The 20,919-nt window shown below is 67.0% G+C and carries 20 protein-coding genes; 12 read left to right on the top strand and 8 right to left on the bottom strand.

Going from position 1 to position 20,919, the window contains the following annotated elements; translation table 11 throughout:
* Positions 1-86: 86 nt before the first annotated feature.
* A complete protein-coding gene (locus ACIBCN_RS36010; RefSeq protein ID WP_396996364.1) occupies positions 87-1,169 on the bottom strand; it encodes an ATP-binding protein in 1,083 nt (360 codons plus the stop codon).
* A 139-nt stretch (positions 1,170-1,308) separates the two neighbouring features.
* On the opposite strand from ACIBCN_RS36010, the gene ACIBCN_RS36015 reads away from it, so the two are divergent.
* Entirely contained in the window at positions 1,309-1,671 is a 363-nt protein-coding gene (locus ACIBCN_RS36015; RefSeq protein ID WP_396996365.1) for a helix-turn-helix domain-containing protein, read from the top strand.
* Here ACIBCN_RS36015 and ACIBCN_RS36020 read toward each other — a convergent pair.
* The 6 genes from ACIBCN_RS36020 to ACIBCN_RS36045 all read right to left on the bottom strand — a co-directional run bounded on the left by ACIBCN_RS36020 (position 1,668) and on the right by ACIBCN_RS36045 (position 8,231).
* Entirely contained in the window at positions 1,668-2,828 is a 1,161-nt protein-coding gene (locus tag ACIBCN_RS36020; protein ID WP_396996366.1) for an epoxide hydrolase family protein, read from the bottom strand. The genes ACIBCN_RS36015 and ACIBCN_RS36020 overlap by 4 nt on opposite strands.
* Before the next feature lie 185 nt (positions 2,829-3,013).
* Positions 3,014-4,621: an acyl-CoA dehydrogenase family protein gene (locus tag ACIBCN_RS36025; RefSeq protein WP_396996368.1), complete on the bottom strand. Its 1,608-nt coding sequence runs from the start codon at positions 4,619-4,621 to the stop codon at positions 3,014-3,016.
* A 2-nt stretch (positions 4,622-4,623) separates the two neighbouring features.
* Positions 4,624-5,442 carry an acyl-ACP desaturase gene (locus tag ACIBCN_RS36030; RefSeq protein WP_396996370.1) on the bottom strand — a complete coding sequence of 273 codons (819 nt, stop codon included), beginning with the start codon at positions 5,440-5,442 and terminating at the stop codon, positions 4,624-4,626.
* Positions 5,439-5,690: an acyl carrier protein gene (locus ACIBCN_RS36035; RefSeq protein WP_396996372.1), complete on the bottom strand. Its 252-nt coding sequence runs from the start codon at positions 5,688-5,690 to the stop codon at positions 5,439-5,441. Before ACIBCN_RS36035 ends, ACIBCN_RS36030 begins: the two co-directional genes overlap by 4 nt.
* Before the next feature lie 44 nt (positions 5,691-5,734).
* Positions 5,735-6,592, bottom strand: coding sequence for a class I SAM-dependent methyltransferase (locus tag ACIBCN_RS36040; RefSeq protein ID WP_396996373.1), 858 nt, complete (start codon positions 6,590-6,592; stop codon positions 5,735-5,737).
* Complete coding sequence (locus tag ACIBCN_RS36045; protein WP_396996374.1) at positions 6,576-8,231, bottom strand: AMP-binding protein; 1,656 nt, start codon at positions 8,229-8,231, stop codon at positions 6,576-6,578. Before ACIBCN_RS36045 ends, ACIBCN_RS36040 begins: the two co-directional genes overlap by 17 nt.
* Before the next feature lie 236 nt (positions 8,232-8,467).
* On the opposite strand from ACIBCN_RS36045, the gene ACIBCN_RS36050 reads away from it, so the two are divergent.
* Positions 8,468-8,842: a hypothetical protein gene (locus ACIBCN_RS36050; RefSeq protein ID WP_396996375.1), complete on the top strand. Its 375-nt coding sequence runs from the start codon at positions 8,468-8,470 to the stop codon at positions 8,840-8,842.
* 3 nt (positions 8,843-8,845) lie between these two features.
* On the opposite strand, the gene ACIBCN_RS36055 is transcribed toward ACIBCN_RS36050, so the two are convergent.
* Positions 8,846-10,129, bottom strand: coding sequence for a YhgE/Pip domain-containing protein (locus ACIBCN_RS36055; RefSeq protein ID WP_396996377.1), 1,284 nt, complete (start codon positions 10,127-10,129; stop codon positions 8,846-8,848).
* 121 nt (positions 10,130-10,250) lie between these two features.
* On the opposite strand from ACIBCN_RS36055, the gene ACIBCN_RS36060 reads away from it, so the two are divergent.
* From ACIBCN_RS36060 to ACIBCN_RS36105, 10 genes are all read left to right on the top strand, one after another.
* Positions 10,251-10,880, top strand: coding sequence for a MerR family transcriptional regulator (locus ACIBCN_RS36060; RefSeq protein WP_396996378.1), 630 nt, complete (start codon positions 10,251-10,253; stop codon positions 10,878-10,880).
* Positions 10,881-10,948: 68 nt separating this feature from the next.
* Positions 10,949-11,728, top strand: coding sequence for a class I SAM-dependent methyltransferase (locus ACIBCN_RS36065; protein WP_396996380.1), 780 nt, complete (start codon positions 10,949-10,951; stop codon positions 11,726-11,728).
* 143 nt (positions 11,729-11,871) lie between these two features.
* Complete coding sequence (locus tag ACIBCN_RS36070) at positions 11,872-13,092, top strand: family 1 glycosylhydrolase (protein ID WP_396996608.1); 1,221 nt, start codon at positions 11,872-11,874, stop codon at positions 13,090-13,092.
* 180 nt (positions 13,093-13,272) lie between these two features.
* Complete coding sequence (locus ACIBCN_RS36075; protein WP_396996381.1) at positions 13,273-14,223, top strand: hypothetical protein; 951 nt, start codon at positions 13,273-13,275, stop codon at positions 14,221-14,223.
* Between the two features lie 22 nt (positions 14,224-14,245).
* Positions 14,246-14,584: a hypothetical protein gene (locus tag ACIBCN_RS36080; RefSeq protein WP_396996383.1), complete on the top strand. Its 339-nt coding sequence runs from the start codon at positions 14,246-14,248 to the stop codon at positions 14,582-14,584.
* A 22-nt stretch (positions 14,585-14,606) separates the two neighbouring features.
* A complete protein-coding gene (locus ACIBCN_RS36085) occupies positions 14,607-15,803 on the top strand; it encodes a PucR family transcriptional regulator (protein WP_396996385.1) in 1,197 nt (398 codons plus the stop codon).
* A gap of 162 nt (positions 15,804-15,965) precedes the next feature.
* Positions 15,966-17,414 carry a dihydrolipoyl dehydrogenase gene (gene lpdA, locus ACIBCN_RS36090; protein WP_396996386.1) on the top strand — a complete coding sequence of 483 codons (1,449 nt, stop codon included), beginning with the start codon at positions 15,966-15,968 and terminating at the stop codon, positions 17,412-17,414.
* Between the two features lie 11 nt (positions 17,415-17,425).
* Positions 17,426-18,517 (top strand): pyruvate dehydrogenase (acetyl-transferring) E1 component subunit alpha, encoded by a 1,092-nt coding sequence (pdhA, locus tag ACIBCN_RS36095; RefSeq protein ID WP_396996388.1) that lies wholly within the window; start codon positions 17,426-17,428, stop codon positions 18,515-18,517.
* Positions 18,518-18,576: 59 nt separating this feature from the next.
* Positions 18,577-19,560, top strand: a complete 984-nt coding sequence (locus ACIBCN_RS36100; protein WP_396996390.1) for an alpha-ketoacid dehydrogenase subunit beta — start codon at positions 18,577-18,579, stop codon at positions 19,558-19,560.
* Positions 19,561-19,581: 21 nt separating this feature from the next.
* Complete coding sequence (locus tag ACIBCN_RS36105) at positions 19,582-20,907, top strand: dihydrolipoamide acetyltransferase family protein (protein ID WP_396996392.1); 1,326 nt, start codon at positions 19,582-19,584, stop codon at positions 20,905-20,907.
* Positions 20,908-20,919 lie beyond the last annotated feature (12 nt).

The following is a 20,919-nucleotide window of genomic DNA, read 5'->3' on the forward strand; positions in this document are numbered from 1 at the left end:
CGTCCTCCTGCCGCGATGGGACAACAAGCCCGACTAGCGCATCAGGAGGACGTTCGCTCGTCCAGACCGAGACGCAGAACGTCTTTCTATGCCGCGGTCATCGCGATGATCGGCTCCCGATCGCCGTCCCGCAGCCGGTCGGCGTAGGCCTGCAGCGTCGGCGGCGGTGTGGTGCACGTTTCGATCTTCGAGCGAGTTCCGGCCAGCACGATCGAGTCGACGATCAGCTGGATCTGTTCCCGCTCGTCCACCGACGCGCGGATTCTGGCGCGCATCGCGGCCGAGATCCTGCCCTGCAACTCGGTGTATCGGCCGGGTGCGCGCCAGCGTAAATCGGCGTCGAGGGCGTCGCGCGCGACGTCGTGCGGATACAGCCCGCGCGGCCCCTCGTCCACGAAAGGCAGCGTGCGCAGCCAGGCGAACAACTCGCCGGCCTCCGCCCCGATCACCTCGAACAACAGTTCTTCGGTGGTGACGGGCGCGTGTGCGCAGATCTCCAGTACCGCGCGGTGTCGCGGGCTCGGCGCCGCATCGATCGTTTGCGTCAGCAGCGCGCGCACCACATCGGGAAGATCGGCGAGCGTGCGCGGCTCCGCGCCCCGGCGGACCGCGTCGACCACCATCGACAGGGTCAATGGATGGCCGTGGCTGATGGTCAGCAGCCGATCGTGCCATTCAGGCTGGACCTGTTGGGCCGCCAAATACCGTCGCCCGTCGTCAGGCGGCAGGTTATCGAGCGCGACAACACGCATCAGTGACCGCCATGCCGGGTCGGTCCGCCATCGCGGCCCGGGTGGCTGCCGCCCGGCGACCACCACGAGCACGTCGCCGGGTAGCGAAGGCAGGTATTCCTCGCGCACCCAGTCGTCGCTGTCCGCCAGCAATTCATAAGTGTCGATCAGCAGAATCGGCCGGTCGCCGGTGATGGCGGGCATCGTGTCGGGCGCGAGCCGCAGATGCCGTGCGTCGATCCGGACGACGCAGCGTCCGGCGCCTGCCGCGACATCCGCGAACACGTCGAGCAGTGCGCTTTTGCCGACACCGCCCACGCCGTGCACGAAGATCAGGCCCGGTTCGGCCAGCGCGGACCGGAACACCGACACCTCGCTGTCGCGGCCGACGAACGAACGTCTGCGCAGCTCTCGAAGCCGTTCGCCGAGCACCGTCACCAGATCAACGTTAGTCCAACGAGATCACCCGCGCTGCTCGGTAAACCGGGCAGTGGATGGGCAGTGGATGGTCTGTCGAGCGACGATCGGTCGATCGATGATCAGGAGCGTCGCAGCCGTCGTGGTAAAGGACCGTGTAGTGCCGCTCGATGAACTCCTCCCGTGCGAAGCAAGCAGCCCGGTGCTGCAGGCAGTGGTGTACATGCGGGACCGGCTGGCAGGGCCGGTGACCGTCGCGGAGCTGGCCGGTGTGGCGCGGTTCAGTCCGTACCACTTCCTGCGAATGTTCAAGCGGGACACCGGCTACACGCCGCACCGCTACCTCACCCTGCTGCGCCTCGCCGAGGTGAAACGACTGCTGGAACGCGGGGTCACGGTCACCCAGGCGGCGCAACGGTGTGGGTTCTACAGCACGGCACACCTGTCTTCGGTCTTCCTGCGTGAGACCGGTGTCCGTCCGTCACGCTGGCCGGCCAGCGACCAGTGCGCCGCTGATGGCTAGCGATCGCGGGACCGGCGGAAGGCGTCGCGCAGCTCGCTGACCAGCACACCCGGTTGTTCCCAACCCGGGAAATGGCCGCCATACTCCCTCTCGTTCCAGCTGGTCAGGTTGCGGTAGCGGCGTTCCGCCCAACGCTTGGCGACGGGGAACGGTTCGGCCGGAAACAGCGTGCAGGCGGTGGGCACGGTCACCGTCTGCGCGTTCTGTGCCGCGGCGGTGTGTGGCACCCACCGCACCGATTCCCAGTACCAGCGGGCGGCGGAGGCACCGGTGCCGGTGAACCAGTACAGGGCGATGTCGTCGATCTGTTGCGGCACGCTGACGCCACCACCTGCCTCGGGCCGGGTATCCGAGAAGCCGACCAACCCCTGGCTCAGCCACGCGGCGAGCCCAGCGGGCGAGTCGAGCAGGGAGTAGCCCAGCGTTTGCGGCAGCACACTCTGCACCACCACATGGGTGGGGCCGGTCCTCATGAACATGTCGCGCTTGGCGATCATGGCCTTTTCCGCATCGTCGGCGGTCGCCACGTCCTCGGGTAAGGGCGACGCGATGGGCATGGTCAGATGCAGGGCGGCCACCCGCTCGGGTGCCAGGCGAGCCAGCTCGGTGCTGACGTACGCGCCCCAGTCGCCGCCGTGCGCCCCGAAGCGTTGGTACCCGAGCCTGGTCATCAGCTCTGCCCAGGCGCGTGCGGTACGGCCGGGATTCCAGCCGAGTTCGCTCGGTCGCTCGCTGAACCCGAAACCGGGCAGGGCAGGCACGACCACGTCGAAGGCGTCCGCGGCGGAACCGCCGTGCGCGACCGGGTCGGTCAGCGGTCCGATCATGCTCTCGAACTCCAGCACCGAGCCGGGCCAGCCGTGCGTCAACACCAGCGGGAAGGCGTCGGGCTCAGGGGAGCGCACATGCCAGAACGCGATGTTCAGGCCATCCAGCCGGGTGCGGAAGTGCGGCAGTGCGTTCCAGCGCTGTTCGACGGACCGCCAATCGTGTTCGCGCCAGGCGTCCAGCAGACTCCGCAGACGGTCCACGCCGACACCCTGCGTACCGTCCCGCACCGTCTCCGCTTCGGGCAGCCGGACGTGGTCGAGACGCGCCCGCAGGTCGTCCAGGTCGTGCTCGGGAATGCTCACCGGGAATGGTTCGATCTCAGTCACGTCCGCGACGCTAGGGCAACGACGTAGACCCCTTCAATACACAGAATTGCGCAGTACGCCGTGTTCGGTTCGACCATCAGACAGGTCGCGTTCGATAGGTGTCGCGGGCGGATGCGACGGTGCGGTGGACGTAGTCGGGGTGGGCGAGCGGCACGTCGAGTAGAGCTGGTGGAACATCTAGGAGGTCAAGGACTTCGGGGTGCCGCGAGGCGGATTGATCGCTGAGCGTGGCGGCGTTGGGCAAACAGGGCGCGGATTGCCGCGCCGTCGAGTAGGTCTTCCGCAACCAGGTGGTCGGTGAGGCTGAGGAGGGTGGTGACGGCGTAGAGGCGTTGCAGGGTGTCGTCTATGGTGCCTTGGGAGTTGGCTGTCCATCGGCGCAGTAGGTGGGCGGCGCAGGTTGCGTGAACGTGTGGGCGGCACAGTGCGCCGCTTTGCGTTTCTCTCCAGCGTTGTAAAAGGCGTTCTGCCAATGCTTCCAGGAGGTCGATGGCCTGGCTGGATGAGTTCAGGCCGGCTTCGGCGAGGACGGGTGCGGGGGAGAGGGTGGGTGTCGCGTATCTTGCTGCGGCGCGGACGCTTTCGTAGCAGAGCACGTTGTTGTCCCCGCCGAAGGTGGTGTTGATCTCGCCGTCGACCCGCGCGGTGACGATCTCGTTGTGGCTGTGGAAGCCGTGGCCGCCGCAGAGCTCGCGCAGCGTGACGAGGGAGGTGTTGGCTGCCCAGGAGGCGTGGGCCTTGGCGGCGGAGGTCAGTCCGGAGAGGGCCCGTCCGTAGAGGGTGACCGGCTCTGCCGGGTAGCGGGTTGTCCATTCCTCGATGAGGTGTTCGGTCAGGTGATGGAGGGCTAGTGCCTCGGCAACGATGGGCATGAGGCGTTCGCGGTAGTGCTGGAAGGTCAGCAGCGTCTTACCGGATGTCTCCCGATGCGTGCTGTAGCGGAGGGTGATCGCCGCGCAGCGCCGCAACACGCCTGCCGCTCCGGTCACCGGAAAAACGCGTTCCTGGGAGAATGTACCCAGGCAACGCAGATACCTTTGGCGCCTGGGGATTTCGCTCACGTAACCGCCGGATTCATCGATATGCGCCCAGCCGCTCAGCAGGGCATCCAGCGGCATTCGGTACTGGTCGAAATGGATCATTCCGGTCTGGTTTCCCGCGATCCCGCCCTTCGGGTCGGCGCGACGAATGCGCACGCCGGGCAACGGCAGCGCTCCTTCGACCGACCGCAGCGGAACTCGGAACCAATGATGCCCCTCGTCGGCACCGTCGATCATCAAGCGGGCGAGGATCATCGCGTGCGTCGCGGAGAACAGACTGTTGCCGATCCAATATTTCGCGGCGTCGTCGGTGGGTGTCGTGATGCGCAGCGAGCGGTCCTCGTGCCGATAGTGCACCTCCGTCCCGATGGACAGCAGGTTGGTCCCTCGGCCGATCTCGGTCGCCGCGAACGCGTACACCCGGTCCATCCGGTCGACCTCGTCGCGATACGCCGCCACCTGCGCCGGATTGCCCTGCGAGAGAAGCGCATTGCCCGCCAACTGCTGGTTGCCGATCGTCGAAACCAGACCGATGTCGAAGGCGCTGACCCAGCCGAGGGTGCGCACCAGATCGGGAAATTGAGCGTCCCGGCGCCCACCACACCAGGCCTCACTGCCGACAATTCCCTTGGCGTGCAGAGCCTTTGCACGTTCGACGGTCAACAGCATCAGCTCGTCGGTAGGCAGTTCGTATCGGGCATGCGGATCGAACAGGGGCTCGCTGAGAAAGCCGGTGGTCGATGAGTCGGGCACCGTCACTCCCGATCGAGCGGCGGTCGGACCAGTTCAGCCGGTGCGGGGACGGGCGGCGCCGGCAGATCGTGGCGGGTCAGATGCAGCGCCGCGAGCGTGGGCGCGACGATGTCCCGAAGATAGACCTGGGCATTGATGCCGGTCGAACGCATGAGGACGCTACGCGACTCGGCGTCGGGCAGCAGCTGTTCGGCGGGCATGCGGAACGTGCGCAGCACATGAGCCAGATCGGCGAGCGTGCCTTCCCGGTCTTCGTCGAGATGCAGGGCGACCATGTGCTGGTAGAACTTGGTGTGCGCCATCTCATCTCGGCCGATCAGCCGGTAGATGTCGCCGAGCACGGGATGCCCGGTGTCCATCGCCATGGTGCGCTGGGACCGGTAGACCACGAAGGTGGTGAGTTCCTGGATCATGCCGTAGATCAGCATCTCCCGCGGACTCTCGTATGGGCGCTCCCAGCGTTTGGCCAGCACGGTATCGGCATAGTCGTGGAGTTGTGCTTCGGTGCGCTGGCCGCTGCGGTGCAGGTACTCGCGCAGCACGAGGGAGTGTTTGGATTCCTCGTAACCCCAGGTGGCCGCGAACCATGCCTGGGCGTAGTTGCGGCCGAAGAGTTCCAGGTGCGCGGTCAGGTAGTCGGGCAGGAACATCTCTACGCCGCAGAATGTTTCGGCATTGGTGGCGAGTTGCGGATCGGCCTGGGTGGTGTCGAGCGAATCCCAGTCGATGTCGGTGAACAGATTCCACCGGCGGGTCCGCTCGGCCTGCTCGAAGAACGTCAGGTAGGCGCGGTGGAAGGATTCGCGCAGATCCCGGTTCATGGCGCGCGATTCGCGAGTTCGGCGGAAATCAGGTCGCACAGCCCGCGGACATCGGTGACGGCGTACAGCTTTTCGTCGGGCAGCCGGATGTCCAGCTCCTGCTCGGTCCAGGTGACGAGCTCCAGCAGCCGCAGCGAGTCGACACCCGCCGAGTACAGGTCGGATTCGAGAGTGAGCGTGGGATGTGCGGCGGACGTCAGGTGGCGCAGTCCGCGCCCGAGCAAGGCAAGCAGGTCATCCTGTGACATCAGGGGTTCCTCTTTTCTGCGATAGGTCGGTGGGGGCACGGCATTCACTCCGGATCGTCGACCCTGCGCAGGCACCACTGGGACAGCGTCATGTGCCGGCGGGCGAAAGAATTGATGCAGCAGGTCAGATAGCGGTCGTAGGTCTCGAAGAGTTCGCTGCCCCAGCGGTCCCGGATTTCGGATTCGTTGGCGCGCAGCCGAGTTCGCCAGTGCGTGGTGGTCAGCTGGTAGTCCTGGCGCCTGGTGCGCAGCTGCATCACCTCCCAGTACGGGCCGACGGCCATGATCAGGTCCTCGGCGCGGGGTGTCATGCCACCGGGAAAGATGGTCTTGCTGAGCCAGCTGAGCTCGCGCGCCTCCTCGGGACGGCGGGGCAGGCGGTCGCGCAGCCCGGTCTGCAGCGCGAAGTGGGCGCCGGGACTGGTCCACCGCCACGCCCGGTGGAAATAGTCGCGATAGCGCGCGACGGCATGGCCCGCGCGGGCCTGCTCGGGGGTGCAGACGTGTTCGATCATGCAGATGGACTGCACCGCGTCGAAGGTCTCGGCCGGCGCGAAGTCACGAAAGTCGAGGCAGGAGACCGTGACTCCCGGCAGGTCGCGACGCAGGATGTCGGCGTATTGGGCCTCGGAGAGGGTAATGCCGTGCGCCTGAGCGACATTGCGCTCCTGGGTGAGGTACGCGAGGTTGTTGCCCCAGCCGCAACCGATGTCGAGGACCCGGCTCTCGGGGGTGATGTGGGCGAAGTCGTGCAGGATGGCGAGCTTGACGAGCTGAGCGGTGTCGAGGTCGTCGGTGTCGTCGAAAACGCCGCAGGTGTAGTTCATTCGGCTGTCGAGCCACAGCCGGAAGAACTCCGGGTCGAGGTCGTAACTGACGGCGATCTCAGCCTTGCTGGACATGCAGCGCGCCTTCCAGGTAGCGACGGCGAGTCTCCTGCCGCCGAGGCTTGCCCGAGGTCGTTCTCGGGACGGTGCCGGAGTGCACGGTGACCACGTCGTGTATCGAAATGCCCAGTGCGGCAACCGCGTCCCGGAGCGCGGGCGCCAAGCCGGGTGCGTCCGGAGTGCGGCACTCCGCGACAACCACCAATTCCTCGGACTGCGGGCCGGCACGGGTGCAGGCGACCACGCCGCCCGCGCGCACACCGGGAACGGCCTCGGCGAGCCACTCCACCCGCTGCGGATCGATGTTGCGGCCGTTGAGAATCAGCAGATCCTTGACGCGCCCGGTGACGAACAGTTCGTCCTCGGCCAGATAGCCGAGGTCGCCGGTGCGCAGCCAACCGTCCGACCGAAAGGTCGCGGGTGTCTCGGGCGGTTCACCCGCGTAGGTGAGTGCGACGGAAGGCCCATGGACCCAGACCTCACCGACGGCGCGCGCACCGAGGTCAACGCCGATGGCATCGCGGATAACGATGTCGTGGCCGGGCAGGGCTGGTCCGCAACCGATGAGGATATCCACCGCGCCAGCGGTTTCCGGCTGGGTGTCGGCCGGCTGGGTTTCGACGGGGACAGCCTTTCCGGCGGATAACGCGGCCGCGTCGACGTGGTCAACGCGGTAACGGCGGTCCGGGGGTGAGATCGCGACCGCGAGGGTCGCCTCGGCGAGCCCATAGCAGGGCGACACCGCTTCGGGTTTCAGGCCAGCAGCCGCGAAGGTGCTCACAAACCGTTGCAGCACACCGTGATTGATAGGCTCGGCCCCGCAACCGAGGACACGCACGTGGCCGAGCTCGAGCGCGGCGACCTCGTCGGCGGACATCCGGCGGGCGCTGAGGGCGAACGCGAAGTTCGGCGCGAAGCTGATCGTTGCGTGCCGTTCGGACATGGACCGCAACCACAGCCCCGGGTCCCGGGCATAGGCGCGGGTCGGAATAAACGAGACGGGGACGCCGACCAGCAAGGGGGACAGCACGAATCCGACCAGTCCCATGTCGTGTTGCAGTGGCAGCCAGGACAGCCCCCGGTCGGTGGCGGGGTCGCTGCGCAGGCCATCGCGCATGATGGCGAGGCCGTTGGCGAGTACCGCGGCCACGCGCGCCGGGACGGCCCGCGGTGTTCCGGTACTTCCGCTGCCGAACTGCAGATATGCCGTCTCGTCGAGCTTGGGGCGGTAGGGCGCCGACTCGTCCGCCGGTTCGGCGAGTATGTCGTCAAGGATGACCAATCGCCCACTGCCCGAGGGCGGTTCGGTGTCGCGGTGCAACGCGATCACTCGGGGCCGCGCGATACCCGCCATTGCCGCCACGTGGTCGTTCCACGGGCCGCGCCGCCCTTCGGCAGGCGCGGGAGGCAACGGAACCGGGACCACGCCGGTCCACAGCGCGCCGAGGAAAGCCGGGATGAAAACGTGCGAATCGGTCGCCTCGAGGCCGACCCGGTCACCGGGCCGCATTCCGGCCGTACGCCAACCCCGTGCGGCTGATCGAACTTGCCGCAGTAGGTCGTGTCGACTGACCGCGACCCATTCACCGTCGTCCCGAAGGTATTCGTGGGCGGGCGCGTGGTCGTGCTCGTAACTCGCCAGGACCTCGGTCACCCATCTGTCCTGGATGTGCTGCTGACCTGATCGGCCGTCGATAGTCAATTCTCCGATGCTCCCGATCTGGGTTGTGCCTGGTCGCCGGGCTGGCGCGCGATCGTTCACTGTCCAGTACACGTGTCCGGGAAGCAGAGAGCCATGCGGTGAATTGCCGTCTATCGGTCAAATATTGTGGTCCATCGGCATGCCTGTTCTTCGATGTCGAGGCACGGGCAGGCTCCTAAGCTCGCGGTATGGCTGATACTTCGTCCACCGACAACGCGGGTCCGTTGCAGGCCGCGTGCCTGGGAGCTGTCGCCGCGGTCGTGCTCGCACCACCGGCGGCGGCCATCGTCGCGATCGTCTACCGGTTCCCGGTCCCGATGGGGGAGTACGCCCGCGGGCTCGGTGGTGCGGGCGCCGCCGCACTGGCCAGCCTGTTCTATCTGTTGTTCGGGGGCGTCCTGGTGGTCGGGATCCTCGGCGCCGCAAGCGGTTTCGTCGCCGCTCGGGGCGCAGGGCGCGACACCCGTCGCGCCCTGCGCCGCACCCTCGGCGCGGCGGCGGTCGTCGCCCTCCTCGGCGCGACCGCGTTGTCCGTGCTCGAATTCTTCATCGGCGCTTGGTAGGGACTACGCCGGGCTCGCTGTCGGATGACGGTGCAGACCCTTGCGGTCGTAGACGGTGGTCGCTATGTAGCCGAGGGCGATGGCCATGGTGAAGCCGACGCCGAGCATGATCCACGCTCGATAGAGTCCGGCGTCGCCGCGGGCGTCGAAGTAGAGGATGGAGCGAATGCCGTCGACCAGCTGACGCATCGGCTCGAAAGCGCTGATGCGGTGATAAAAGGTGGGCACCGTTTCCAGGGGGATGGTGCCGCCGGAGGAGGGGACGGCCAAAGCGATGAAGACGAAGGTCGACACGAACATGCCCGGGGTGCCGAAGGTGGCCAGGATCGAGAGGCAGCTCAGGCCGACGGCGACGATGGCGCAGTAGGAGAAGATCCACAGCATCGGCAGGTGACCGGCGTCCATGCCGAGGACTGTCACGCACGCGAGCATCACCAGGGAAGCCATCGGTATCGCGAGCCCGGCGATCAAACCCCAACCGGTGAACAAGGTGTGGCGACGGTCGATGGGCGCTTTGGGACGGTGGCTGTGAAAGGGGCCGAAATCGCTTGGTGCGAAGCCTAATCCGGACTCGACCAGGCCGTGTATGACATTGGCGCCGATGAATCCGCACATGATGAGCAGCAGTACGTAGAAGAAGGCGGTCATGCCCATACCGCTGTTCGCACCGAGCGCGAATCCGGTATCGGTCCGAACCGAGACAGGGTCGGCGAGGAGCAGTTGCTGGGCGGTGTTCGACGGTATCTGTTGCTGGGCAGCTTGTTTCGTCAGCTGATCGCCCAATTGGGCGGAGGCTGCGTGCGCGGCCTGTTGGGCAATGCCGGCCGACATCGACGAGGCCAGGCTTCCCGCGGCCGGGTTGGTCAGCACGGTCATGGCGGGACGCTGCCCGCCCTGGGCCGCCGGATTGCCGAGGGCCAGCACCGAAGTCGTGAAGTTCTCGGGAATTACCAACGCCGCGTACAGCTTTCCGGTGGCCATCCGGTCGCGGGCTTGCTCCTCGGTGAGCTGCTGCCAGGACACCTTGCCATCGGTGGAACCGGCGAGCACGCCCGCGGTGATCTGCTGACCCAGGTTCGCGGTCGGCGCGCCTTTATCCATGTCGACCAGCCCGATGGGCATGTCGTGCATGGCCTCGCGCGGGTTGACGATCGCGCCCATGTAGGCGAGCGACATGAGGAAGGAGAACAGGGCGAGTATGACGCCCGCCGGTATCCACATCTTGCGGGAACGCAGGATCTGACCTGCGGTGACGCGCTTCGCGCCCCCTGGTGGCATTGCTGACATCGCTGCACTCCTGATGATGTGGGATACTGAGACTATCCAATGTAGGATAGTGGCAGTATCCAACTGGTGTCCACATGGGCCCCTGTGATTCGGCACGCAGTCGGTGGAGGTGAGGGCGCGGGTGAAGCTGTCGGAACTCAGTGCACGGTCGGATGTCCCGATCGCGAGCATCAAGTTCTATCGACGGGAGGGCCTGCTGCCCCCGGGACGCGCCTTGGGGGCGACGACCGCGGAGTACGACGAGGACCACCTGCGCAGGCTCAAGCTGATCCGGGCGCTGATTCGTTTCGGCGGACTGTCGGTTTCCGCCGTGCGCGATGTCCTTGCGGCACTGGCGGAACCGCGCAACCCGGCGCAGGTGCGCGGCGTGGTGGATTACGCGTTGCCGACCGATCTTCCCCAGACCGATTCCTACTCCCGCACCGACGATGACGACAGCGTGTGGGCGGCCGAGGTGATCGAGCGCATGGGATGGGACATCTCGGAAATGTCGCCGCACCGCCAGGCGCTGGACGAGCGGATGCGAGTGCTGCGTCGCCTCGACATGGATTTCCAGGTCGAGGAATTGCTGCCATATGCCCGGCTCGCTGAGTCGGTCGCCGAACTCGACGACGCCCACCTGGATAGTCCCGGTGACAGCGTGACCGTCGCCGAACGAGTGGCGGTGTTCAGCGCGCTCTTCGGCCCCGTGCTACCGCTGCTGCGCCGTCTGGCACACGAAAATCGGGCGCGCAGAACAAGTTCCGCGTGACCGTGCGATCGGGGCTGGTAACCACCTCGATCGGTGACCGTACCTCGACAGGTCAGTAGGGTGGAGGCGTGCACCAGGATGACCGGCACCTGCTCAGTTCGTCGTTCGGTACCGCGGCGGCCGCATACGCCGAACACCGCCCGGACTACGCACAGGCCGCGGTGCGGTGGGCGCTCGAACACGCGCCCGGCCCGCGCGTGCTCGACCTCGGCGCCGGAACGGGCAAGCTGACCGCCACGCTGCTCGCACTGGGTGCCGAAGTCGTTGCGGTCGAGCCCGATCCGGCGATGCTCACCGAACTGCGGCGGGCACTGCCGGAGGTCCGTGCTCTACCGGGTAGCGCCGAGGCGGTCCCGCTGGCCGACGCGTCCGTCGATGCCGTGCTGGCAGGAAACGCGATGCACTGGTTCGACATGGACATCGCGGGACCCGAGATAGCCAGAGTCCTCGCACCCGCGGGCGTGCTCGCCGGTCTGTGGAACGTCATGGACGACCAGGTCGACTGGGTTGCCGGGCTCGCGAGCGTCAGCGGCAGCGCGGCTATCGGCCCCCGCGACACTCCCGTCAGTTGGCGCGCCGAGACGGCCGACATGCATCGTCCGAAATCCGGTGCGCCCGCCCGATTCCGCGCACCGGAACAGGACGAATTCCCGCACGGGCAACGCCGCACCGCCGACTCGCTCGTCGCGACCCTCGCGACGCGAGCGGGAATGCTGGTCATGCCAGAACAGGAACAACAGGCCGCACAGCGCCGAATCCGCGCCTACCTCGCTGATCGCCCGGAAACCGCCAGCGGCGAATTCACCCTCCCAATGCGCACCTGCGTGCTGCGCGTCCGCCGACCGTAACCATCCGGCGGCACCTCGCCTGATGAGGAGACTCGGGCCGAAACCAGTTTTGGCCGCGTGCCGGGTGGTACACCAATAGTGTGACGAGAGAGGGTGTATCACCCGGAATTTCCAGCACGCCTGCCCCCGCCCCGCCCGCTACGGTGGAACCATTGGGCCCCGACTTTCTTTGGGGTGTGGCTACGTCGGGATTTCAGTCCGAAGGGCACGCGCCGGATAGCAACTGGCTGCGCTACATCGACCAGTCGAACTTCGAGGCGTACGGGGTTTCGGTCGATTTCTACCACCGATACACCTCCGATATTCCGCTGGCGGGGGCGTTGGGGCTGAAGATGTTCCGGATCAGCGTGGAGTGGGCGCGGGTGCAGCCGAGGGCGGGGGAATGGGACGAAGCCGCCTTTTGCTTCTACGATGCGGTGATCGACGCGATCGTGGCGGCGGGGATGCGGCCGATGATCACCCTGGACCATTGGGTTTACCCGGGATGGAAGGCCGAGCAGGGTGGCTGGAACGACCCCGGCATGGTCGAGGACTGGCTGGCCAATATGCGCACGGTGGTCGATCGGTATACAGCGCGAAATCCGTTGTGGGTCACCGTCAATGAGCCGGTCGCCTACATCGTGTACGAAGAACGGTTCACCGGCGTCGATGCCACGACCATCGAGGAACGGATCGCGGCCGTACACAACGCGAGCTATGACTACATCCATCAGGTGCAGCCCGATGCGATGGTCACCAGCAATATCGGCTACGTCTCCGGTCACGAGACGGAAGTCAATCAGCCGATGGTCGACCGCATCTCGGCCAAACTCGACTACCTCGGCGTCGACTATTACTTCGGCGCAAACGATCCCGGCGAGCCCGACCCCGGTCCGCAACAAATGTGGGAACTTCCGTTGCAATCCGAGGGCGTCTACTACGCCCTGCGTCACTACGCCCGCCTGTTCCCCGACAAGGCGCTCTATGTGGTGGAGAACGGCATGGCCACCGAGGACGGCCTGCTGCGCCCCGACGGCTACGACCGCGCCGACTATCTGCGCGATCTCGTCTACTGGCTGCAACGCGCCCGCATGGACGGCATGAACGTCATCGGCTACGGCTACTGGAGCCTCACCGACAACTATGAGTGGGGTTCTTACACACCGCGTTTCGGGCTCTATACCGTCGATGTCCGCACCGACCCCACCCTCGCTCGCACGCCCACCGCCGCTGTCGACGCCTACCGCGCCATCGTGGCGGCAGGCGGGGTCCCCGCCACTTACCGCCCCACCCGGCCTCCGCTGGCGTGCTCCTACGTCGATCCACCCAGTAGCTGCACCGATCCCGTCACCATTCCCGAGGGAGCCGCCGATGATCGACTATGACATGCCGGTTCGTGCTTGAATCATCAACAGAACGTGATAGCGGATCAGGCCGCACATTGCGACGAAAGCACCCGCGGCGCATTATTCGCTCGTCACAATGGCGGAAGCCTGAAAAACGGTGTGCGCCATGCGGAATCCGGCACCATCCCAGGAGTCGGTAGAGCTTCAGCGGAGGCAGCAATGGTCGATTCACTGTTCGCGGATGTATCCGAATACCAGGTGCCGGTGGACGACTCCTACCCGTACCAGATTTTCTCGCTCCGATCGAACGACGGCACTTACCAGGACCACAACTTCTACGAGAACTACGCGTGGGCCGCCGATGCCGCCGACGCCGGGCGGATCTCGTGCTTCATCGTCTACCTCTATTGGCGGCCGAACTGGCTCGACACCGTCGACACCCATCGCGCCATGGTCGGCCAAGCCGGCGGCCCGCACCCGAAGATGATCTCCATGGTCGACGTGGAATCCGGCGGCAATCCCGGCGGAGACCAGTCCGACGGGATCAACCGCGCCTACTGGCGGCTGGTCGACTGGCTCGGCTCGACCGAGCGGGTGATCGGCTACGCGAACCGGTCCGACTTCAACAGCATGTGGCCGGTCCGTCCGGACGGGCTGCGGGTGATCGGGGCAGGCTACGGCAGCAATCCCAACCTGCCCGGCCAGATCGCCCATCAGTACACCGACGGACGCGGTTACGGCGGCGGCCTGCCCGAAGGCGCGCCACCCTTCGGCAACTGCGACATGAACTCGGCCGACGGGTACTCGCCCGAGGAGTTCGCCGATGCCTGCGGTGTCGGGAGCGTCGCGCCCGATCCGGTCGCCGACATGTGGATCGACTTCATGGGCCTCGGCGGCAACGGCTGGCCGCAATTGGCCGGTCACACCCTCGTCGACGGCGTCGCTTCGGTCGGCCACAAGCTCGGCATTCCGGGGTTCTCGGTCCCGCCGGGTCCGACCCAGGTGCCGTTGCCACGCGACACCGAGGCCCGTGTTCGCGCGCAGTGGATCCAGCTGCGCGGTGCCCGCGGCGCCGGCTTGCCGCAATGCGGTGGCCTGTCCCTCGTGGACGCGATCGCGGCAATCGGCCAGAAACTCGGCATCGACGGCTTCGAACCGCCCTGCCGATAGCCCATCGATCGGAGCGACCCGCATGACCACCACCATCCCTTGCGCGAACGGCCACTTCTACGTGGTCACCGACTGCGTATCCCAAGACGAAGCCGCCGCCAGCGCTGAGGCCGCAGGCGGTACCCTCGCGCACCTGACCTCCAGCAATCTCACCGAGCTGAGTTTCCCGTCCGGCGCGCTCGACGACATACCTCTTTGTGAGTCGCCACAATTCGGGCCGATCGCGTGGTTCGCCACCTACAACGGCGGGGTCCCCGAAGGCACCGTCTACGTCATGGCCCTCGCCACCGGACAGGTCATGAACGTCTCGGCCCATCGCGCGGCCGCCTGGACCGGACTCGTCCTCTCCGAGCCGCTATAGGCCGTTATGTACCGTTTCCGCTATGGCGGCACCTGAGCACACCGGTCCCACTGCCGGAATTCGGCGGCTGGCGGCGGCGTGCCGGGCCGAGATCCCGGTGCTGACCCGGCGGCTGATGTCGGCGATCTTCACCGACATCCCGGAGTGGACGGACTACTCGCCGGTCAGCCGGGAAGACCTGCGCAACGGGTGCCGCAGCTACCTGACCCGGGTGCTGGATCTGCTGGCCGGGGACGTCAGCGTGCCGGATCGCGATGACGTCGCCGCGGCCATCGGTCGTAACCGAGCGGCGCAGGGAGTGCCGCTGGAAGTGATGCTGCGGACCTTCCGGCTCGGCGGTCAGATCGTGTGGGAGGCGCTGCTCGATCGGGCCGACGATCTCGCGCCCGGCGAGTTCCGGGAGATCGGCGTGGCCACCTGGTCGGTCATCGACGGCATGTCCTCGGCCCTGGTCACCTCCTATCGCAACACCGAACTGGAGCAGGTGCGCCGCGATGAGCGCCGCAGGCACGGGCTGATCGAGGATCTGCTGGCCGGGCGCGCGCACGACGCGACCTTCGCGGCGCGGGCGGCGCGCGAGCTGAATCTGCCCGCGCACAGCGCCTACCTGGTGGTCGCGGTGCGCGGCCCCCGCCCGGTTATCCGCCTAGGCACCGAAACAGCGTTGGCGGCCTTGGGGATTCGCTCGGTCTGGCACGACCGAGTGGACTCCACCGTCGGGCTGGTCTCGCTGGAAACGCGGGACAGTTCCGCTGTGCTGCACCAGATTCGGTCTCGTGTCCTGGGTCAGGCGGCGGCATCGCCTTCGGTGCCGGGACTGGCCCAGATCGACACCGCGCACGCGCTGGCCATGCTCGCGCTGGAGACATTACCGACGGCGACACAGGGTTTGGTGCTGCTGGAGGAGCGCTACCCGGAGGCGCTGCTGTTGCGTTCGCCTGATCTGACCGAGTTGATGGTGGCTCGCACGCTCGGTCCGGTGCTGGCGTTGCCCGGCAAGGAGCGGGACGTCCTGCTGCGCACGCTGGCCACCTGGCTGGCCGAAAACTGTTCGGCCGCCAATGCCGCGCCGCGGCTGCACTGTCACCGCAACACGGTGATCAATCGACTGCAGCGGATCTCGACATTGCTCGGCCGCCCGTTGGAGGGGCAACGCTCCCACCTGGAGCTTTCCTTGGCGCTGGCCGCGCTGGAGCTCGGCGTGCCCGCGTCGGACTGAGCGATCCGGGCCGCCTCCCATTGGGCGCTGCGCCCATTTTCATGCCTCGATTTCTGGGCTTCCGGCAGATTGTTTGTGCAATCCCGGCCAGCAAGACTCATCAGAACGACCCACGCCACAACCGGGGACGGGTCGCAATCGTCGAGATGAGGAGCACCACGAGTGCCGGAATTCGATCTACTGGTGATCGGCGGCGGACCGGGCGGCTATGTGGCCGCCATTCGGGCCGCGCAGCGCGGTCTCCTGGTCGGCTTGGTGGAGAAGGAACGTCCGGGTGGGGTCTGCCTGAACTGGGGTTGCATCCCGACCAAGGCGATGCTGCGGTCCGCGGAGGTCTTCCACACCCTTACCGCCGCAGCTGAATTCGGCGTTTACGCCGACAATGTGCGCTACGACTTCGCCGCGGTGCGGCAGCGTAAGGACGGCATCGTCAAGGAGCTCACCGACGGTGTGGCCGGTCTGTTGAAAGCCAACGGGGTCACGGTGATCGAGGGGCATGCCCGGTTCACCGGACCGACCACGGTCGAGGTACACGAGACCGGCGCGTCGCCGATCTTCGAGGGCGGCCCACGCTACGCCGCCGCGCCGGGTGCCGCGGTGCGTCAGGTGAGCGCCAGGGACGTGATCGTCGCGACCGGCTCGGTGCCCGCGCGGCTGCCGATTCCGGGCGCCGAGCTGCCCGGCGTGGTCACCTCCGACGGCGCGTTCGGGCTGACCGAGGTGCCGAAGCGGCTGGTCGTCATCGGCGGCAGCGCGGTCGGCGCCGAATGGGCCAGCCTGTTCGCCACGTTCGGCAGCCAGGTCACCGTCGTGGAGATGCAGGATCGCCTGGTTCCGTTGGAGGACAAGGAGATCGGCGCGGCGTTGGCGCGGTCGTTCCGGAAGCGCGGCATCGAGGTGCTGACCGGTGCCACCGTCACCGCCATCGCGCAGGGTGACGCGTTGCGCGTGTCGGTGGGCGGTCCGAAGGAGCGCGAGCTCGACGCCGACGTGGTGCTTGTCGGCGTCGGCCGACGGCCGAACACCGCCGACCTCGGCCTGGACGTCGCTGGAATCGGCACGGACGCACGCGGTTTCATCGAGGTCGACGACCAACTGCGGACCGGCGTCGAGCACGTGTACGCCATCGGCGACGTGACCGGGCGGGCGCTGCTGGCCCATGTCGCCTCACATCAGGGCATCACCGCGGCCGAGGTGATCGCCGGGCACGACGCGCACATCGACTACGCCGTCATCCCCGCCGCGACCTTCACCCACCCGGAGATCGCGAGCGTCGGCCTGACCGAAGAGGCCGCCCGGGCGGCGGGCCACGAGGTGGTCACCGCCAAGTTCCCGTTCGCCGCGCTGGGCCGGGCCAAGACCTTCGGCGAGACCGAGGGCATCATGAAGATCGTTGCCGGGCAACAGCATCGGGAGGTGCTCGGCGTGCACATCATCGGCCCGTCGGCCAGCGATCTGATTACCGAAGGCGCGCTGGCGATCTCGCTGGAGGCGACGCTCGACGAACTGGCCGACACCATTCACGCCCACCCCACCCTCGGCGAGATCGGCATGGAGACGGCGCTGGCCGGGCTCGGGCTGCCGGTTCACATCGCCCCGCGCAAGCGTTGAGGAGTCCGCACATGACCACGACCACCGCACCGCGCAAGAGCGCCCGCAAGGCCGCGAAACCGGCCGGATCGCCCGCCGAATCCGCTTACGCGGCAGCCGATCCCGATACCCTGCGGGGTTTCTACCGCGACATGCTGTTCGTGCGGCGCTTCGAGGAGCGCACCGCGCAGAGCTACCAGCAGGCCAAGATCGGCGGCTACTGCCACCTGAACCTCGGTGAGGAAGCCACCGTGGTCGGCCTCGGCGCGGCGATGCGCCCCACCGACTACCTGTTCACCAATTACCGCGAACACGGTTACGCGCTGGCCAAGGGCATCGCGCCGGGCCGGGTGATGGCCGAGCTCTACGGCCGTTCCACCGGCACCTCGAAGGGCTGGGGCGGGTCGATGCACATGTACGACACCGCGACTCGCCTGCTCGGCGGCTACGCCATTGTGGGCGGCCAGGTTCCGCTCGCGGTGGGTGCGGCGCTGGCCATCGATTACCGCGGCGGGGACGAGGTGGTGGTGTGCCAGATGGGGGAGGGCACCACGAACATCGGCGCGTTCCACGAGTCGCTCAATATCGCGGCGCTGTGGCGGCTGCCGGTGGTGTTCCTGGTGATCAACAACCAGACCGGCATGGGCACGACGGTCGAAAAGTCCTCGGCCGAACCGGATCTGTGGAAGCGCGCCGCCGCCTACCAGATGCGCGGTGAGCGGGTGGACGGCACCGACGTGGTCGCGGTGCGCGATATGGCGAGCGAGCTCATCGAAGCCGCTCGGCGCGAAGGGAAACCGGCGCTGCTGGAGGCGGTGAGCTATCGGCTCAAAGGGCATTCGGTGGTGGACCCGGCCAAGTACCGCAGCAACGACGCGGTGTCCACGGCGCGGGAGCACGATCCGATCGTGCTGTGGCAGAACAGGTTGCTGGACGCCGGTGTGCTGACCGAAGAGTCGGTGGCCGACGTCGAGCGCGAGGTGGCCGAGAGTGTGGCCGCCGCCGTCGAATTCGCCGACTCGAGCCCGCACCCGGACCCGTCGAGCCTGTTCGACTACAACTACGCCACGCCGGTGCCCGGCGATTCCCGCCGCCTGCCCGCCGACCCGCTCTTCACAGCCTGAGGATTACTGTGCTCACCCACCCCACCGGCTCCGCCGGCTGCCACCCCCCTGTGCCTGTCATGACCTATCGCGAAGCGCTGCGCGAAACCCTGCGCGAGGAGATGCGGCGCGACGACGACGTCTTCCTGATCGGGGAAGAGATCGGCGTCTTCGAAGGCTCCTACAAGATCACCGCGGGCCTGCTCACCGAGTTCGGCGAGAAGCGGGTGCGCGACACCCCGATCGCCGAGGAGGGTTTCGTCGGCGCGGCCATCGGTGCCGCCATGCTCGGCCTCCGGCCGGTCGTGGAGATCATGACGATCAACTTCTCGCTGCTCGCGCTGGATCAGATCGTCAATCACGCGGCCAAGATCTACGGCATGTTCGGTGGGCAGACCAGCGTGCCGATGGTCATCCGGATGCCCGGTGGCGGCGGCCAGCAGCTCGGTGCGACGCATTCGCAGAACATCGAGCTGTACTACGCGTTCGTGCCCGGTTTGAAGGTGGTGGCGCCGAGCACGCCCGCCGACGCGCGGGCGCTGTTGAAGGCCGCGATCGAGGACGACGATCCGGTGATATTCCTGGAGAATCTCTCGCTCTACAACACCAAGGGTGAAGTGCCCGAGGATCTTCCGGCCGCCGAGATCGGTAAGGCCGCAGTCACCCGGGAAGGCACCGACATCACGTTGATCAGTTACTCCCGGATGGCCACGGTTGCCACTCAGGTAGCCGAACGCCTTGCTGACGAGGGGATTTCGGCCGAGGTGATCGACCTGCGCAGCCTGCGGCCGTTGGATCGCGACACGCTGGTGGCCTCGGTGCGCAAAACCGGGTGCGCCGTGATCGGCGAGGACGACTGGCTGACCTACGGTATCGGCGCGGAGGTCGCGGCGTCCATCTCCGACGGGGCGTTCGACTACCTCGACGCGCCGGTCCGCCGCGTCGCCATGGCGGAGGTTCCGCTGCCGTACGCCAAACCGTTGGAGCGGCTCGCACTGCCGTCCGCCGACTCGCTCTACACCGCCGCGGTGGAAACGCTTGCGGCCGTTGGCCGTCGGCGCTGAGAACCGGGAACAGAGGACATAATGCCTGAAATCACGATGCCCCGGCTCTCCGACACCATGGAGGACGGGGTGGTCTCCGCCTGGTTGAAGCAGGTCGGTGACCAGATCACCCGCGGTGAGGTCGTTGCCGAGATCGAGACCGACAAAGCGCTGATGGAGCTCGAGGCGTACGAGGACGGTGTGCTCGAACAGATCCTCGCTCAGCCGGGGACGCGCATTCCGATCGGGGAACCGATCGCGATTGTCGGGGACGGCAGTGGAGCTGGTGCCGCTGCGGCAGGCTCGGCGTCCGCGGGTGCTGTGGCGCAAGCGAACCCGTCCAGCTCCGATTCGGCCGATGCCGAGGTGGCTCGACCCGCGTCCGCGAACTCCGCCTCAGTGGAGGTGCAGGTGGGCGAGCGGAAGAAGTCATCGCCGCTGGCGCGCAAGATCGCGCGCGAGTTGGGCGTCGATTTCGCTCACGTCGTCGGCACCGGACCTGGCGGTCGGATCACGCGACAGGACGTGGAGCAAGCCCATCGCAACGGTGTCCCTGCGCCTGCCGCACCCCTTGACGCTTCACCCGCGACCTCCATACCCGCGGCCTCGGCGCCCGTGACATCCGGCTCTGTTCCGTCCGCAAATGCCGCTGCCGCACAGAGCATTCCGGCATCGGACGACTACGAGGAGATCCCGCTCACCAACATCCAGCGAGTATCTGCGACCCGCCTCACCGAGAGCAAGCAGCAGGCCCCGCACATCTACCTGACCAGTGCGATCGACGTCACCGACCTGCTCGCCTTCCGCGCGCAGATCAACGAGACCCTGGCGGCGGCAGGCGCGGGCAAGGTGAGTGTGAACGATCTGCTCGTCAAGGCGGTCGCGACCACCCTGCGCAAGGAACCCTCGGTCAACGTCAGTTTCGCGGGCGACAAGCTGCTGCGCCACAAGGGAATTCACCTCGGCATCGCGGTCGCGACTCCGGCGGGCCTGCTCGTCCCGGTGATCCGCGACGCCGACCGCAAGAGCGTTTCCGAGATCGCGGCGGACAGCCGCGACAAGGCAACCCGCGCCCGCGACCGCAAACTCCGCGGCGAAGAGATGTCCGGCGGCACCTTCACCATCTCCAACCTCGGCATGTTCGGCATCGAACACTTCACCGCCGTCATCAACCCACCCGAGTCCGCCATCCTCGCGGTCGGCGCCGCCACCGACGAACTGCGCCTCGACAACGGCGCGGTGACCACCCGAAAGATCCTGCGCGTCACCCTGTCCGCCGACCATCGCGCCATCGACGGCGCAGTAGCCGCCCAGTTCCTCGCCCACCTGAAGGACCTGCTCGAACACCCTCTGCGCATCGTCGCCTGACGAGCCTTCCGT

The organism is Nocardia sp. NPDC051052, from assembly GCF_044456045.1.
Classification (GTDB): domain Bacteria; phylum Actinomycetota; class Actinomycetes; order Mycobacteriales; family Mycobacteriaceae; genus Nocardia.